This window comes from endosymbiont of Ridgeia piscesae, from assembly GCF_001443665.1.
Classification (GTDB): Bacteria; Pseudomonadota; Gammaproteobacteria; order Chromatiales; family Chromatiaceae; genus Endoriftia; species Endoriftia persephonae.
Genome location: NZ_KQ557139.1, coordinates 21,017 through 35,938 on the forward strand (window position 1 = coordinate 21,017; position 14,922 = coordinate 35,938).

General features: G+C 57.8%; 13 protein-coding genes. 3 read left to right on the top strand and 10 right to left on the bottom strand.

Features of this window, described 5'->3' with window-relative positions:
• From gspE to gspG, 10 genes are all read right to left on the bottom strand, one after another.
• Entirely contained in the window at positions 1-1,554 is a 1,554-nt protein-coding gene (gene gspE, locus Ga0074115_RS11940; RefSeq protein WP_060528557.1) for a type II secretion system ATPase GspE, read from the bottom strand.
• A 14-nt stretch (positions 1,555-1,568) separates the two neighbouring features.
• Positions 1,569-3,548 (bottom strand): type II secretion system secretin GspD, encoded by a 1,980-nt coding sequence (gene gspD, locus Ga0074115_RS11945; RefSeq protein WP_060528558.1) that lies wholly within the window; start codon positions 3,546-3,548, stop codon positions 1,569-1,571.
• A gap of 441 nt (positions 3,549-3,989) precedes the next feature.
• A complete protein-coding gene (locus tag Ga0074115_RS11950; protein ID WP_057955399.1) occupies positions 3,990-4,742 on the bottom strand; it encodes a type II secretion system protein N in 753 nt (250 codons plus the stop codon).
• On the bottom strand, positions 4,739-5,230 hold the full coding sequence (gene gspM / locus Ga0074115_RS11955) for a type II secretion system protein GspM (protein ID WP_057955400.1): 492 nt from the start codon (positions 5,228-5,230) through the stop codon (positions 4,739-4,741). Before gspM ends, Ga0074115_RS11950 begins: the two co-directional genes overlap by 4 nt.
• Complete coding sequence (gspL, locus tag Ga0074115_RS11960; protein WP_082626736.1) at positions 5,227-6,468, bottom strand: type II secretion system protein GspL; 1,242 nt, start codon at positions 6,466-6,468, stop codon at positions 5,227-5,229. The genes gspM and gspL overlap by 4 nt, the downstream gene beginning before the upstream one ends.
• Positions 6,468-7,457, bottom strand: coding sequence for a type II secretion system minor pseudopilin GspK (gspK, locus tag Ga0074115_RS11965; protein WP_157292757.1), 990 nt, complete (start codon positions 7,455-7,457; stop codon positions 6,468-6,470). Before gspK ends, gspL begins: the two co-directional genes overlap by 1 nt.
• Positions 7,457-8,122, bottom strand: coding sequence for a type II secretion system minor pseudopilin GspJ (gene gspJ / locus Ga0074115_RS11970; RefSeq protein WP_057955401.1), 666 nt, complete (start codon positions 8,120-8,122; stop codon positions 7,457-7,459). Before gspJ ends, gspK begins: the two co-directional genes overlap by 1 nt.
• A gap of 9 nt (positions 8,123-8,131) precedes the next feature.
• The gene (gene gspI, locus Ga0074115_RS11975; RefSeq protein WP_006475245.1) at positions 8,132-8,500 is read right to left on the bottom strand and encodes a type II secretion system minor pseudopilin GspI; all 369 of its coding nucleotides are present in this window, start codon (positions 8,498-8,500) and stop codon (positions 8,132-8,134) included.
• 13 nt (positions 8,501-8,513) lie between these two features.
• Complete coding sequence (gene gspH, locus Ga0074115_RS11980) at positions 8,514-9,053, bottom strand: type II secretion system minor pseudopilin GspH (protein WP_057955402.1); 540 nt, start codon at positions 9,051-9,053, stop codon at positions 8,514-8,516.
• Entirely contained in the window at positions 9,050-9,511 is a 462-nt protein-coding gene (gene gspG / locus Ga0074115_RS11985; RefSeq protein ID WP_005960113.1) for a type II secretion system major pseudopilin GspG, read from the bottom strand. Before gspG ends, gspH begins: the two co-directional genes overlap by 4 nt.
• A 389-nt stretch (positions 9,512-9,900) precedes the next feature.
• Between gspG and prsK the strand changes: the two genes are divergently transcribed.
• From prsK to Ga0074115_RS12000, 3 genes are read left to right on the top strand one after another with little or no spacing between them, the layout of a single operon-like run.
• On the top strand, positions 9,901-12,009 hold the full coding sequence (prsK, locus tag Ga0074115_RS11990) for an XrtA/PEP-CTERM system histidine kinase PrsK (RefSeq protein ID WP_057955403.1): 2,109 nt from the start codon (positions 9,901-9,903) through the stop codon (positions 12,007-12,009).
• Between the two features lie 26 nt (positions 12,010-12,035).
• The gene (prsR, locus tag Ga0074115_RS11995) at positions 12,036-13,379 is read left to right on the top strand and encodes a PEP-CTERM-box response regulator transcription factor (RefSeq protein WP_005960117.1); all 1,344 of its coding nucleotides are present in this window, start codon (positions 12,036-12,038) and stop codon (positions 13,377-13,379) included.
• The gene (locus tag Ga0074115_RS12000; protein WP_057955404.1) at positions 13,366-14,895 is read left to right on the top strand and encodes an exosortase C-terminal domain/associated protein EpsI; all 1,530 of its coding nucleotides are present in this window, start codon (positions 13,366-13,368) and stop codon (positions 14,893-14,895) included. The genes prsR and Ga0074115_RS12000 overlap by 14 nt, the downstream gene beginning before the upstream one ends.
• Positions 14,896-14,922 lie beyond the last annotated feature (27 nt).

Below are 14,922 nucleotides of genomic sequence, written 5' to 3' on the forward strand. Positions count from 1 at the left end.
TCAGCTCTCCTGGGTGACGCGGATGATCTCGTCGATAGTGGTATCACCTTCGAGTACCCTCCGCATGCCGTCCTGACGGATGCTGGAGCAGGATTTTCGTACGTGCTCGAGCATCTCCAGTTCGCCTTCCCCCTTGTGGATCAGGTGGCGCAGGGTCTCGTCAACCAAGATTAACTCGTAGATGCCGGTGCGCCCCAGATAGCCCTGATTGCGGCAGTGTTCGCAGCCTTCGGCAGTATAGATGGTCGCCTCCTGATCGTCGCTCAGACCGAGCAACTTCCGCTCCTGCTGCGTCGGGGTACCAGGTTTTTTGCAGTGCTGGCAGAGGGTGCGGACCAGCCGCTGCGAAAGTACTGCCAGCAGGCTGGAGGAGAGCAGAAAGGGCTCCACGCCCATGTCACGTAGCCGGGCGATGCTGCCGATGGCAGTGTTGGTGTGCAGGCTCGACATCACCATGTGACCGGTGAGACTCGCCTGCACCGCAATCTGCGCGGTCTCCAGATCGCGGATCTCACCCACCATCACCACATCGGGGTCCTGGCGCAGGATGGCGCGCAGCCCGCGGGCGAAGGTCAGGTCGACCTTGGTATTGACCTGGGTCTGACCGATGCCATCGAGATTGTACTCGATCGGGTCTTCCACGGTGACGATGTTGCGGGTCTGGGTGTTGAGCCGAGTCAGGGTCGCATACAGGGTGGTGGTTTTACCGGAACCGGTTGGTCCGGTGACCAGGAAGATGCCATGGGGGCGCTTGATCACATCCGGGTCGATCTGCTGCAGCATGGCGGGTTGCATGCCTAGCTGGCTGAGATCGAGTTTGCCTGCCTGTTTGTCGAGCAGACGCAACACCACTCGTTCGCCATAGCTGGAGGGCAGGGTGGAGACGCGCACGTCCACCGGACGATTGCCGACCTTAAGGGAGATGCGGCCATCCTGAGGCACGCGCTTCTCGGCGATATCGAGTTGCGCCATGACCTTGATGCGGGAGATCAGATAGGGGGCGACATTGCGCGGAGGATGCAGCACTTCGCGCAGTAGCCCGTCGACGCGGAAACGCACCACCAGGCGGTGCTCGTAGGGTTCGATATGGATATCCGACGCCTCCTCCTTGATCGCCTCGGTGAATAGCGCGTTGATCAAGCGGATGATCGGCGCGTCATCCTCGCTGTCGAGCAGGTCCTCTGGCTGGTTGAGGGCGCGGGCGGCATCGTCCAGATCCAGGTCGTCGCCCATGGTCTCCATGATCTTGGTGGACTGGCCGGAGCCCGATTCATAGAGCATCGAAAGTTTCTTGTCGAACTCCTCCTCACTGATCTCCTGCATGACAAACGGCTGTCCAAGATAACGGCGCAGCTCGTTGAATATGCTAACCGGAACCCCCGCCTTATGGAGTACCCGGGTCTGCTGCACCAGTGCGTCGACAGTCACCAAAACTCCCTGGCGACGGGCGAAGATGTAGGGGATTTCGTCTGGTCGTTGGGGCGGGGTGGGAAGCAGCCGGCTGGGTGCGTCGACTGATTCGCTTGCCTCTTCCAGGGGGTGGGTCTCACTCATTGCTGAGTCGCCAGTTATTGGGCACTGTCGCTGTCCTGATCCCCAAACGGGTAGGGCAGCGCGTTGAAACGGTCAGGCAATACAGGCGCTTCCTGATCCGGCATCAGATTGACTCCCCGTTGACGCAGATCCATCTGCTGGGCGCGGAAATAGTTGTATTTGTCGCTGGTGACCGATGCGTGGGTCGCTGCGTCGCGTACGATTATCGGGCGTAGAAAGACCATCAGGTTGCGTTTCACCTTGATGGTGTTTCTGGCACGGAATAACACACCGACCCCGGGGATATCGCCGAGCAGCGGCACCCGCTCATCGACCTGCTGCAACTGCTCGTCGATCAGGCCGCCGAGCACGATGGTATGACTGTCTTCCACCATCACCACGGTCTTGATGGTGCGCTTGTTGGTGACGATATCGGTGGTGCCGGCGCTGGTGGTGGGGTCGATGCTCGACACCTCCTGTTCGATGCTCAGCTGAATCGCGTTGCCCTCGTTGATCTGTGGTGTGACTCGCAAGGTGAGGCCCACATCCTGACGCTGGATGGTCTGGAACGGGTTGACTGAGGTGCTGGAGGCGCCGGTGGAGGCATATTGGCCGGTGAGGAAAGGTACGTTCTTGGCGACCACAATCTCGGCTTCCTGGTTGTCCAGGGTCAGGATGCTCGGGGTGGAGAGGATGTTGGATGAGCTGTCACTCTCCAGTGCCCGGATCAGCATGGCGAAATCGACGCCAGAACGGGTGAACTTCCCCAGCCCAATCAAGGTGCCTGAAGGAATGGATGGAAGCACTCCTGCGGCGGCTGCACCTGCGATATCACTGATCTTCGGCGTGCCAAGGTTAATGATGCCCACCGGCGCTGTGTTGCCGGAGGGTGAACCGTCGACGATCCACTGCACGCCCAGATCCTTGGTCTTGTCGAAGGAGACCTCGGCGATGATCGCTTCCACCAGCACCTGGGCGCGGCGGATATCGAGCTTTTTGATGATGCCCTGCAGGCTTCTGAAGATGTCGGGTGGCGCGGAGATGATTAGCGCGTTGGATGACTCGTCGGCCTGGATATTGACCGATGTCTTCTTCGCCTTGGGAGTGCCAGCCTTGCGGTTCTGGTCGATCGAATCACTAACGCCGGTCAACACGCTCACCATGTCTTTGGCGTTGGCATAACGCAGATAGATGACCTGGGCGTTGCCCTCATTCTCGAACGGGGTGTCGAGGTGTTCGATGACCACCCTGGCGCGCAGCCGGGCAGTGCGCCCACCAGTCAACAGGAGGCTGTTGGTGCGTTCGTCGGCGACCATCTTGACCGGCGTGGCCCCGCCCTTTGCCTGATTGCCCTGCAGGCTGGTGAGAATGCGTACTACCTCGGCGGCCGATGCGTGTTGCAGGGTAATCACCTCCACCGAATTGTCACTTACCTTGTCGATCTGCGAGATGATCTTCAGCAGACGGTCAACGTTCTGGCGGCGGTCGGAGATGATCAACACGTTGGTGGTCGGGTAAGCGGCAAGGTACCCCTGTTGCGGGATCAACGGGCGCAGGATCGGCACCAGCTGCGCGGCTGCGACATTCTTCACCTGGATGATGCGGGTGACCATCTGGTCACCGGGGAGAACCTCAAGACTCTCGGTCGGGATGCCAACCTGTTTGGCCTTGACGTCGGGTACGATCTTGACGACGCCGCCAGCAGGAACAGTGGAGAAGCCATGTACTTCGAGGATCGAGAGGAAGACTTGATAAAACTCCTCTTTCTCCATTGCGTGAGCAGAGATCACGGTGACTTTGCCTTTGACCCGCGGATCAACGACAAAGTTGGTGCCGGTGTGTTCAGAAACCGTCTTGATTAGCGCATTGATGTCGGCATTGTTGAGGTTGAGCGTGATGCGGTCGGCAAACACGCTGCTGCTTTGCAAAAGCAGTGTCAGTAGGACAAAGCTAAGCAGCCAGCCCAGAGTTCGACTTTTGGGGTTCGGATGTGGTCCCGGAGCATTCATGTTCATGAATCATATCCACTGTGATTGCGGCTTTGAAAGCGCCCGCAAAGGAGCGCGGAATCGATCCGCTCGAGTGTAATAATTCCTTTAATCATCAGTGTGTTATGCATGACGTGTGTAATACTGACAAATGGTAGCAGAAAGCAAAACTGGCGTATATGTCGTGGATGGGATGACGGTCGCGGTTAAGTATGGAGCAGTTACGCATTTCTGGATTCTCTGAATGAATCTGGACAAAGCAGATTGGAGGTAAAAATTCGTCACTTTGAGGTGTTAATCGCATCGTCGCTCAACGACATCCTGTCACCGCGACACTTGCCAGCTATTGCGACCGACTGCATGGATGCAGGAGGTAGAGCCACGCATGGAGCGGTTGTCGAGATTAACAACGAAAAAGCGGCGGATTCCGGACCCAAGATGCGAGTTCATGATTCGTTCAGAGGCTCCCTAGAGCTGACCGCTGTATTTTATATTGACGCCGCCGCTGCCGTCTTGCTGGCCCAGCGCCCGGATTGCCTGTACCAGGCCGGGGTCGGCGGAACCCTTGGGTAGCATGCGGACCGATATCTGGTAGTTGCCGTCGGCATTGAGTGCTGCGTTGCCTTTGACACTCAAGGGCCCCCCAAGATCCCGGATGGTGGTTTTGATGTCTCCCTCCCTGGAACTGATGTTGAACTCGATGGAGCCGATCGAGGCCGTTACGGGGCTTTTGACGCCTGCACTTTGCCAGCGGATGGTGCCGGTTACGGCGTTGGGACGGCCCTGCTCAACCCGTACGCCATGCAGGTCGAGATCAACATCCCCGGCTGGCTGAATAAAACGTTGCTGCATCATGTGGGCCACTAGTTCAGCCTTGATCACCCCCTTCAGCTTGCTGATTATCGGGTCGCCATTGATCGCCAGACCAGCGGTGCCAGCCAGTTGTTGACCCTGGCCGCGTAGGTTGAAACGGTAGAGCAGGCTGCCCTGCAGCAATCCCCGTGGTGAGAGGCGCCACTTTACGCCGCCGAGGTTGGCGCCATTGTAGGCGAGCTGGCGGGCCTCTCCCGACCAGATGGTACCGCTGATGCCGCCCATCACCAGTGGCATCTCGGCACTGCTGGCTGCCCAGCCCCAGGCGTGTCTGGCTGGGACGTTGGCCAACAGAAATGCCAGATAACAGAGCAGCCCCAGCAGGATCAGACCGGTCTTGCCCTTCATGGAGCGGACCTCTCTAGGCTGATACGGGCGTTGATCCGTCCTGGTTTATCTTTGCTGTCGATATTCATCGAGACGACCTGAATACGGTACTGCTGCTGCAGCAGTCCGAGCCAGCGCAGCATGGCGTCGAAAGCCGCATTCTCCATCCAGACCTGTACCCGGTTGTCACCCTGGGGTTTGATCTGATCGATCTGTTTGCGTAGGCGATTCTGTGTGGCAGTACGGTCGACCAGGGTGAACAGGGATTCGTTGGACTTCACCGAGGCGTTGGCGGGCTGTGCGGCGCGCAGCTGTGCAACCTCACTGACGGCCGACTGCAGCCAGGCGAGGGTGGCGCGTTGACTCTCGAGCTGGGCCTGTTTGCGCTCTAGCTTGCTGATGAACGGAGTCCAGACGAGCAGATAGATTAGCAGGATCAGCAGCGAGGCGCCTCCTGCCAACAGGGCTAGGCGCTCACGCGGGGGTTTTGCGTAGAACCAGCGGATCATGAACCACCCCGGGTGATGCGCAGATGGGAGGTCACTTCATTTCCTTTGGCGTTGGCGGAGCGGATCTCTACCGTAAGTCCTTCGTTTTCGAGCCGCTTCTTGAGCGCCTCGATCGCCTGTATCTCCCGGGTCGAGAGCTGAATGTCGAGTTGACCATCACGGTAGCTGATGCCTCGCAGCTTACTGCCGTGGCTCTCTTTGATGGCCGATGCGGGGGCGATGAAGAGACTGAAAAAGTCGGCCTGGTTGGTGCTCTGGGTGGTGTGCAACTCTTTCAGTTTCTGCTCGGTCTGAGCCTTCGCATCTACCAGCCGTTTGGTTTCTGGAAAGGTGGAGTGAAATAGCTGGCTGATCTGTTGCGACAGCTGGCTGTTTTCCTGATCTATCTTGATGAAGTCGAGCACAGAGAGGGCGACCTGGAGCGTAAGAAAAACCATCAGTAGTACGGCGGCTGAGATCCAGGGCTTGAGCAGCTGAACCCCGGCATCCACATGGCGGTATTCGCCCTGCAGCAGATTGAGCAGGCTGCGGGAATCCAACCCCTTGGCCATCAGCTCTATCAGGTTGCCGTCGAAGGCGGTGGTGGTGGCAGGGTAGTCGAGCTTGCTCAGCGCCAGGTCGTAGTAGGGCGCAGAACTCAGATTGGGCGGTTGAATGAATTCTATCTGTTCCGGCGCGGCATCTTGGTGTTCTTCGAGGCTGAGACGCAGTAGCTCAGCAAAGTTGATCGGGTCGGCGCCGAAGCCGGTGTTGAGACCGGTACGTACCAGCACCTGGTCATCACCGAGATAGACGGTCCAACTGCCAGGCGTGTGGGGTAGGCCGAGGAAATCGGGATAGAGGTAGCTGGGTTCGATGCCCGCGGCTTCGAGACTCTCCAGCCAGTAGTCCATCTGCCGCTGGGCCACTACGGCGACCTTGATCTGCTTGCCATCCGCACGCGTATCGATAGCGAAGTGGAGTGTCGCCACATCTTCGATCAGCGCGTTTTCGATGGCATAGGGGACCGCCTGCAGCAGGCGCTGACGATTGCTAGTGGGGGCATCCATCTGCGCTAAGGTGATTTCAGCGGAGGGCACAAAAACGATGACTTGACGGCCTTTGGCCTGAACTGCGGCCTCGGCCAGGCTGCCGTTGCCGGCTGGTCCCTGGGGTTGTTCCTCCCCGGTGTATAGGGGGCGCCAGCTGGCCTGGAGCTCTTCTTGGCCGTGGAGGTGTATGACGAGTGTTTCTGCCACTAGAAAAGCCCGATAGCGCGTTGCAGGACGCGCGTGCCCTGGTCGTCCCTAGTAAAAATGGTCTGCAAAGTCTGGCTCGATGTATCCATGCTCACCGTGGTCTTGAGAAGGAAATAATGACTGGAAACATCGACCAGTGAGGCTATTTCTTCAAGTTGATTGTTATTATCGCCCAAAATTGATTTGAGTCTATCTTTGAAAGCCTTGATGGTCGTGAACGGATCCTCTTTCCGTCCTTCGCTCAGGCTCTTGGAGGAGGATTCATCGAGATTGTCGCTCAGGGCGCCAAGCAGGATGGGATCAGCGGTGTTGACGTTGAGCTTGCTAGCCGTGGGCAGGGTGGTGACGTAGGGTTCCAGCTTGTCGTAGATCTCCGGGGTGACACCCGCAATCAGACGCAGCTCGGTGACCGAGGTCATCTGGCTGTTGGGAGTGCGGTAGGGGGGCTCTCTGCCGAGATATTCATTGTCTTCGGCACCATCGGGAAAGCTTGGATTGATGTCGGCATCGATCCAGTCGGCAATTGCCTGGGCGATGCCGGGCTCAAGCCCCAGTGCCTGCAGCAGGCGTTTGAAGTAGGCGAGTTGACGGGCGAATTCGGTTTTCGAATCCTCGTTGGCTTCGGCCTCGAGATAGAGGTTGTTGAGGTTGAAGCGCGCCTGCAGGTCGATAATCTTCGCCTCGATCTGTCCGACGTCGATTGCTGTGGCCGGCAGCTCCTTGGCCCAATCCTCATCCAGGCCATCATATTTGTCGTGTTTGGCATCCTCCTCCTTGTCACGAATCAGCTGCCCCTTGGCCCAGGCTTCGCTGCCGAGGGTTAAGAAGTAGCGCTGATCGGCGTGTAGTACGTTGGCGGTGCGACGGGTGCTGATCTGCATTTTTTCGGTCATGGCGATGGCGGTGATCGAGGCGAGTGAGACAATCACCAGGGCAGTGATCAGCGCCACTCCACGTTGGCTGCGATGGCTTGCAGGAGTGTGCTGCATTACCGACCCTCCGCTGCTGGTTGCTTCGCCGGTAGTTGTTCTGAGATTCGGAACAGCCGGCGGATCGGGCCCCAGGCCTCGAGTTCCAGTTTGAGTTCGATGGCTCGTGGGAGTTCGGGGACGGGCTTCGTTCGGGGCAGGTTGCCGGTGTCGGGCCACTCCGTGTGTAGTTTCAGCTGGTGGTCGAGGAACCTGAGTTCGATCTTTTTGACTCCGGAGAGCAGCTCGGTACGCACCGGCTTGTCCTCCTGGGAGCGGTCCAAGGTCAGCCATCTCAGGCGGTAGAGCTTCTCATCCTCCAGTTGATAGGCGATCCGCTGCAGGCTGCTGCGGGGCAGCTTTAACGGGTTGGCAAAGCCACCGCGGGTGAACTCGACCAGGTTGTTTTCGCCGAGCGAACCGCTGCGTAGGGGAGGCTGGGTATCGCCGTGTTGGTCACGGATGCTGCGCGCCACCACCTGTTCCAGGTCCTGACGAATCAGCGCCAGCGCCAGCTGCGCTTTGGAGAGGCGATCCAGGTGGGCGCGGGTTGACTCCTCGATGTTGAGCACGCTCTTGATGCCGCCGTATGCGATGATCGAGACGAAGGAGAAGACGGCGATGGCGATCAGCAGTTCCAACAGGGTGAAGCCGCGCACTGCGGTTGTCTGGGTCCGGGGGGGCATCTCTGTAGGCTATTCCGGTTGTCCCAGAAAACTGACCAGCCGGGTGACCGGGTTGTCATCCTGCTTGTCGCGGAATACCGAGATCTCCACCAGTCGCACCCGGTCGTCTGGGGTGGCCTTGATGATGCGCTGCCAGTGCCACTCGTGGTGCCCCATCTCCTCACTGCCGCTTTTTTTGCCATGCGAGGGCCAGGTGCCTGAGATCTGCAGTTCGGTGATCTGGTTGGCAGCTACCCAGTGGGCGAGAGTCTTGTCCCTCAGATGGGTGGTGTTGGCGGCCTGGTTGGCGGCAACCTTGATCGCCGAGCCGAGGGCGATGGCAAGGATTGCCAATGCGATCAGCACCTCGAGCAGAGTGAAGCCTTGCTGAGCTGTCACAAGCCAGCGTCGCTCAGAGCGCGGGGGTGTGCTGGAAATCGATGCTGCCATTTTCGCTGCCCTCGATGTAAAACCTGTCATCGGTTGCTTCAGAGATAAAGGTGATGTGAAACGGGGTGATCTCGCCGCTGGGAAGGATCAGGATGCTCGGTGCCAGTTTCTCCTCCTCTTTTTCTGCTGGGTGATAGTCGCTGTCGAGGGCGATGCGGACCTCATCCGGCAGCGAGCGTTTGCGGAACACGCTCTCGGTGCTGGCCTGCCACTTGTCTTTTTGCCGGCGAAGAAACTGGTAGCCGTCGTGGTCCACCGCGATGCCGATCAGTGCGTTGCTCAGCAGCGCCTCTTCGCTGGCGAGCTGCGCCAGGCTGGCGAAGCGGCGCGCTTCAGTCTTCAGGATCTCTTCTGGAGATTGGCCGCTGAAGGAGATGGTGATCTGGCTGACGATGATGCCGATGATTACGATCACCACCATCACTTCCAGCAGGGTGAAGCCCCTGATAGCGGCTCCGCCCGGCAGGGTGAGGCCGCCTCGCTGGAAGTGGTTGGTGGTCACTGCTCCAGATTCCAGTTTCCTATGTCATCGTCTGTGGACTGCAGATCGAGGCCGGAGGAGTAGATGTCGACCGCGCCATGGGAACCCGGGCTGAGGTAGAAGTAGTCGTTGCCCCAGGGGTCTTTCGGCAGGCGGTCCAGATAGCCGCCTTGCTTCCAGTTGCGCGGCTCAGGCGCGCCGGAGGGTTTGCTGACCAGCGCCTCCAGGCCTTGGTCGGTGCTGGGATAGAGCATATTGTCCAGGCGGTAGAGATTGAGGGCCGCCTCCAGGGCTCGGATGTCATTTTTCGCCTTGGTGACACGCGCCTGCTCCGGGCGATCCATGATTTTGGGGACAACGATCGCAGCCAGGATGCTGAGGATAACCACCACCACCATGACTTCGATCAGGGTGAAGCCAAGACCGGAGCGGATCGGGGTGTTGCCGTGAATCGTACGTTTAACGGGTGCCAATGTCATGTTCCCTCTATGGGCCAGTTGTGTTGATGATCCATCCCCTGTGGAATGGTTGCGGGATAGAAGCAGGGCCTGCTTTGGAGCGGCATGCCGCTACAGGAGCTGGCTGCAAAGACTAGCAGAGTCAGCAACCCCATTTCCATTGGTGAATTGTGACGGGGTTTTTCCTATAGTTACTCGGGGTTGGGAACTCTTGTAACAGAGCACTGTTTAGGACTTATTTTTTTGTAAAATCAGTGACATGGCGGGGCAGTTCCGCTAATCCTGGATGCTGCTGGAGGATTGTAGGGGATTACGGTTTGCGCGGATGCTGTTTCGAAAGCTTTAGTCTTTGGCTGGGCGGCCGACAGCCGGCGGAGATGCCTGGATAGACGAGATGATGTGAGTCGAGTGTGGATATAGGGACGATCGGATACTCTTTTGCTGCGTTGCTGTTTTTTCTTCTGAGTGTGCTGCTGTTCACCAGTTGGCGTGGCAAGCTAGAAGGCGCGTTCCTGCTCTCTGCGGTTTTTATTACCGCTTTGTGGCATGTTTCGGCGGTGATCTGGCTGCAGCTGGGAGGCGTCTGGTCGAGCAGCGCCTATGTTTTCCTCGAAAATGCGAGGAATATTGCCTGGTTTATCTTTCTCTTCAGACTGCTGGTTCCGTTCAAAATGCAGGCGGGCAGAGACGCCCGGTTGTTCACTTTTCTACCTGGACTGGTTTTGATCGGCGCCAGCCTGATGCTGCTGCTGGAAACAATCAATGTGCTGCTGATTGCCGCGCAACAGGGACCACTGATCGCCGATTTGGAACTGCCGAATCATCTGGGTCTGGCGATCATTGGCCTGATCCTGATCGAACAGCTGTTCCGCAATACCCGCCTAGAACAGCGCTGGAAGCTGAAGTATCTCTACTTCGGCATCGGTTCGATCTTTGCCTACGATTTCCTGCTCTACGCTGATGCATTCCTGTTTACTCATGTGGACCAGGATCTGTGGAATGCGCGGGGCTATGTCAACGCTCTGGTGGTGCCGATGCTAGCAGTGGCCGCGGCGCGCAATCCCGGTTGGTCGGTCAAAGTGTTTGTCTCCCGCAAGGTGGTGTTTCATACCACCGCCCTGGTCGGGGCCGGCATCTATCTGCTGTTTATGTCGGCGATCGGTTACTACATCCGCTATTATGGCGGGACTTGGGGCAAGGCCGCACAGATGGTCTTCTTCTTCCTGGCGCTGGCGACCCTGGTTGCGCTGCTCTTTTCCAGCCATCTCCGCTCCCGCACCAAGGTCTTCTTGAATAAGCACTTTTTCAGATACAAATACGATTATCGTGAAGAGTGGTTGCGAATCATTCACACCCTTTCGGATGGTGAGCCGGGCACGCAGATCCGTGAGCGGGTGATCAAAGCTCTGGCCGATCTAGTTGACTCCGGAGGCGGACTGCTCTGGATGCGCGATGAGTCGGGTAGCTTTCAGAGTGTCAGTCATTGGCAGGCGGCTGAGTGTCACGCCACTCTCAGCGCTGACAGTTCTCTGGTGAATTTTTTTAAAGACCGCGATTGGATTGTCGATCTTGATGAGTACGCAGGCTATCCCGATCTCTACGAAAATCTGCAGCTGCCGGGCTGGCTTGAAGAGATCCAATATGCCTGGCTGTTACTGCCGATACGCCATCACAGTGAGTTGATCGGATTTATGGTGCTGATCCGGCCACGTGCGCCACGCCAGATCAACTGGGAGGACAGGGATCTTTTGAAGACTGCATCGCAGCAGGCGGCGAGTTATCTCGCATTGCTGAAGGCATCGGAGGATCTGGCTCGGGCGAACCAGTTCGAAGCCTTTAACCGTCTCTCCGCGTTTGTAGTGCATGATTTGAAAAACCTGGTGGCCCAGCTCGACTTGGTGGTTACCAATGCGGCCAGACATAAAAACAACCCGGCCTTTATGGAGGATGCCATCAATACCGTCGATCATGCGGCGACCAAAATGAAACGCCTGCTGGCGCAGTTGCGACAGGGGCGTTTCAGCAAGAGCAGTTCGCGAGTGTTTCCGTTGGCAGAGGCTTTGCAAGAGGCGGTCAGAGGGCACTCCGGCTTTCTACCCGTGCCTGAATTGCAGGTGAGTGGGGAGGCGGGTCTGGTGGTGGCCGATAAGGATCGGCTGAGTGCGGTGATCGGTCACTTGATCAAAAATGCTCAAGAGGCGACCGCTGATGATGGTTTTGTGCGCCTTGAGATGGACGAAAAGGATGGAGAACTGTGGGTCACGATCAGTGACAATGGCTCGGGAATGGAAGCTGGTTTTATCCGTGACAGGCTGTTTCAGCCCTTTGAGACGACAAAAGGTAACGCGGGAATGGGCATTGGTGTCTATGAAAGTCGAGAATTTATTCGCGGTTTGGGGGGGGTGATCACAGTTGAGAGTGAGGTGGGAAGAGGAACAGTATTCACGCTTAGGCTTCCTGTGCATAATGTCCAGCCGTCCCCGGACGGCATGCGATCGGGCGCAGTGGCGGAAGTTTAGGGACCTGAAGCGAATAGGGAATTGAGATGTTAAGACCACTTCTAATCGTTGAGGATGATCCGGGTCTGCAGAGTCAGCTGCGCTGGTGTTTTGATGGCTATGACGCCAAGATCGCTGGAGACCGGGAGTCAGCCATTGCGGCGCTGAGGCGTTTCACTCCCCCGGTGGTGACCCTCGATCTGGGGTTGCCGCCCGATCCTGCCAACGTCAGCGAGGGGCTGCTTACACTGAAACAGATCCTCTCCCTCGCACCCCATACTAAGGTTATCGTGGTGACCGGCAACGATGACCGGTTAAATGCGCTGAAGTCACTCGAATTTGGCGCCTATGACTTCTACCAGAAGCCGATTGATCCGGAAGTGCTGAAGGTTATTATCGATCGGGCCTATCAGCTCTATGAGTTGGAAGCGGAGAATCGTGCCTTTTCCGCCCAGCAGAGGATGACCCCACTCGATGGGGTGATTGCATCGAGCACCGAGATGATCTCCGTCTGCCGGGTGATCGAGAGGGTGAGCCCAACCGATGCAACAGTGCTGTTGCTGGGGGAGAGTGGCACCGGCAAAGAGGTGTTGGCGAAGGCGGTCCATGACCTGAGCGACCGCTCGGAGAACAAGTTTGTTGCGATTAACTGCGCCTCGATCCCTGAGACTTTGTTGGAGAGCGAGCTTTTTGGCTACGAGAAGGGCGCCTTCACCGGAGCAGCCAAGCGTACCCTTGGCAAGATAGAGACCGCTACCGGTGGCACCCTGTTTCTGGATGAGATCGGTGACATGCCGATTGGCCTGCAGGCGAAGCTGCTCAGGTTCCTCCAGGAACGGGTCATCGAACGAGTGGGTGGACGTGAAGTGGTGCCGGTCGACGTGCGCGTAGTCTGCGCCACCAACCGTAATCTGGAGGAGATGATCCAGAGCAGCGAGTTTCGCGAGGATCTCTTCTATCGAGTCAGCGAGATCACCATCAATATCCCGCCGCTGCGTGAGCGTGAGGGGGATGCGGTGATGCTGGCTTGGGCGTTTCTGGCGAAATTTGCATCGCAGAATTCGAGCAAGGTGCGCGGCTTTTCCAAAGAGGCGCTGCAGGCGATCGAGAGCTACTTCTGGCCGGGCAATGTGCGTGAGATGATGAATAAGGTCAAGCGGGCGGTGATCATGGCTGAAGGGTCGCAGATTACCCCAGAGGAGCTGCAGTTGAGTAGTGGCGGTGAGAATCTCCTGCCGTTTAATCTGCGTGAGGTGCGCGAGCGGGCCGAAGCCAAGGCGGTGGAGCGCGCATTGAACTATGTTGAAGGGAATGTCTCGAAGGCGGCCGAGTTGCTTGGGGTGAGTCGGCCGACACTCTATGACCTCGTGAACAAGCATGACCTCAAATAACCTTGCCGAAACCGGTGTGAGGTTTTTTTGGAACGGGCAGGCACTGGTGCTGGTGTCTGCTTTGCTGGTGCCGTTTGTTGCTTATTACCCTTCCCTGGAGCGGCTGGTTGAGCTCTGGTCGGATAAGGGCTCTGTCCTCTCTCACGGCTTTCTGCTGTTTCCCATCTCACTCTATCTCTTCTACCAAGCACTTCGGCAGACGGCGCCGGGATTGCGCATCCAGCCCAGCCTGCTGGGTATTTCGTTCCTGCTGGGTGCGACCTTGCTCTGGCTGCTGGCCGGGCTGGTCTACATTGAGTCGGTGCAGCAGGCGGCGTTCGTATTGGTTCTGCTCGGGGTTGTTGTGAGTCTGCTGGGGGTGCGGCAGGCGCTCCCGTTCTTCTTTCCGATTCTGCTGCTGCTGAGTGTGGTGCCTGTCTGGCAGGTATTGACCCCCTATCTGCAGACCGCGTCGGCTATTGTCTCGGCACAGCTGCTTGATGTAACCGGTTTCACCACGGTGCGCGAAGGCTATCTGATTCTTATCCCTGACGGTGTTTTCGAAGTGGAAGAGGGGTGCAGTGGACTCAAGTATCAGTTGACGGCGGTTACTATCGCGTTTCTCTATGCCAAGGTGAACGGTTTCAACCTCAGGCAGATGTTGATCTACGCCGTGATCGCCTCGGGGATGGCATTCCTTGCGAATATTGTGCGGATCTATAGCGTGGTGGCAATTGGCTACTTTACTGGCATGCAAAACCCCATGGTGCAGGATCACGATACCCTGGGGTGGGTTGTGTTCGCCCTCTTCATCTTCGTACTGTTGGTCTATCTGGGACGCCTGTTTCCGCCACAGGCGGAGGAGAAAGCTGTAGATCCAGAGGCTGATGCACCGGTTGCCCTGACGCGATGGCCCGTGCTGGGTGGCGTAGTCCTGGTCAGTATGCTTGGGCCTCTGCTGGCCTTGGCCTACAGTGCTTCAGCAGAGACTGCGGACAGCCTTCGCTGGCGGCTGCCAGAGCAGGTCGGTGACTGGCAGTTGCAGACCCGCCGCCTGACTCAGTGGCAACCGAAGTGGCAGCAGGGCGATCTGGTGCTCCAGGGGCGTTATCTGTCGCATCAGGATAGTGTGGACCTGTTTATCACCCACTTCGAAAAGCAGGCACAGGATAAAGAGGCGGTTCACGTCGACAACAAGATTTTCAGTGGAGAAAGGTGGGCCCGTGTGTCACGCCAGCAGCGGCAGGTTGTGCTGGCGGATGGCAGTCACCTGCCAGTGGAGGCGTCGCTGATCAAAGGCGGCAGGCAGACCTCGCAGCGTCTGGTGTGGCGATGGTATGGTACCGCGGGGCACCGGGTGGCCAGTGGCAGCAGAGCCAAGCTCTGGAATCTCTATGGAACCTTGACCGGGTCGCCGGCTATCTCAGTCGTGCTTGTCAGTACACCGGTGACGTCAGAGCAGCAGGATGCTGAAGCCGTGCTGATGGCGTTTTTGTCGCAGTTTGTGACAGATGTAGAGACAGCACTTTCCCGTTGACGCTGAAGACAGACTCGATTTTGATGG

Coding starts and splice junctions, on each gene's coding strand:
- gspE (WP_060528557.1), bottom strand. CDS start 1,554: ATGAGTGAGACCCACCCCCTGGAAGAGGCAAGCGAATCAGTCGACGCA.
- gspD (WP_060528558.1), bottom strand. CDS start 3,548: ATGAACATGAATGCTCCGGGACCACATCCGAACCCCAAAAGTCGAACT.
- Ga0074115_RS11950 (WP_057955399.1), bottom strand. CDS start 4,742: ATGAAGGGCAAGACCGGTCTGATCCTGCTGGGGCTGCTCTGTTATCTG.
- gspM (WP_057955400.1), bottom strand. CDS start 5,230: ATGATCCGCTGGTTCTACGCAAAACCCCCGCGTGAGCGCCTAGCCCTG.
- gspK (WP_157292757.1), bottom strand. CDS start 7,457: ATGCAGCACACTCCTGCAAGCCATCGCAGCCAACGTGGAGTGGCGCTG.
- gspJ (WP_057955401.1), bottom strand. CDS start 8,122: ATGCCCCCCCGGACCCAGACAACCGCAGTGCGCGGCTTCACCCTGTTG.
- gspG (WP_005960113.1), bottom strand. CDS start 9,511: ATGACATTGGCACCCGTTAAACGTACGATTCACGGCAACACCCCGATC.
- prsR (WP_005960117.1), top strand. CDS start 12,036: ATGTTAAGACCACTTCTAATCGTTGAGGATGATCCGGGTCTGCAGAGT.
- Ga0074115_RS12000 (WP_057955404.1), top strand. CDS start 13,366: ATGACCTCAAATAACCTTGCCGAAACCGGTGTGAGGTTTTTTTGGAAC.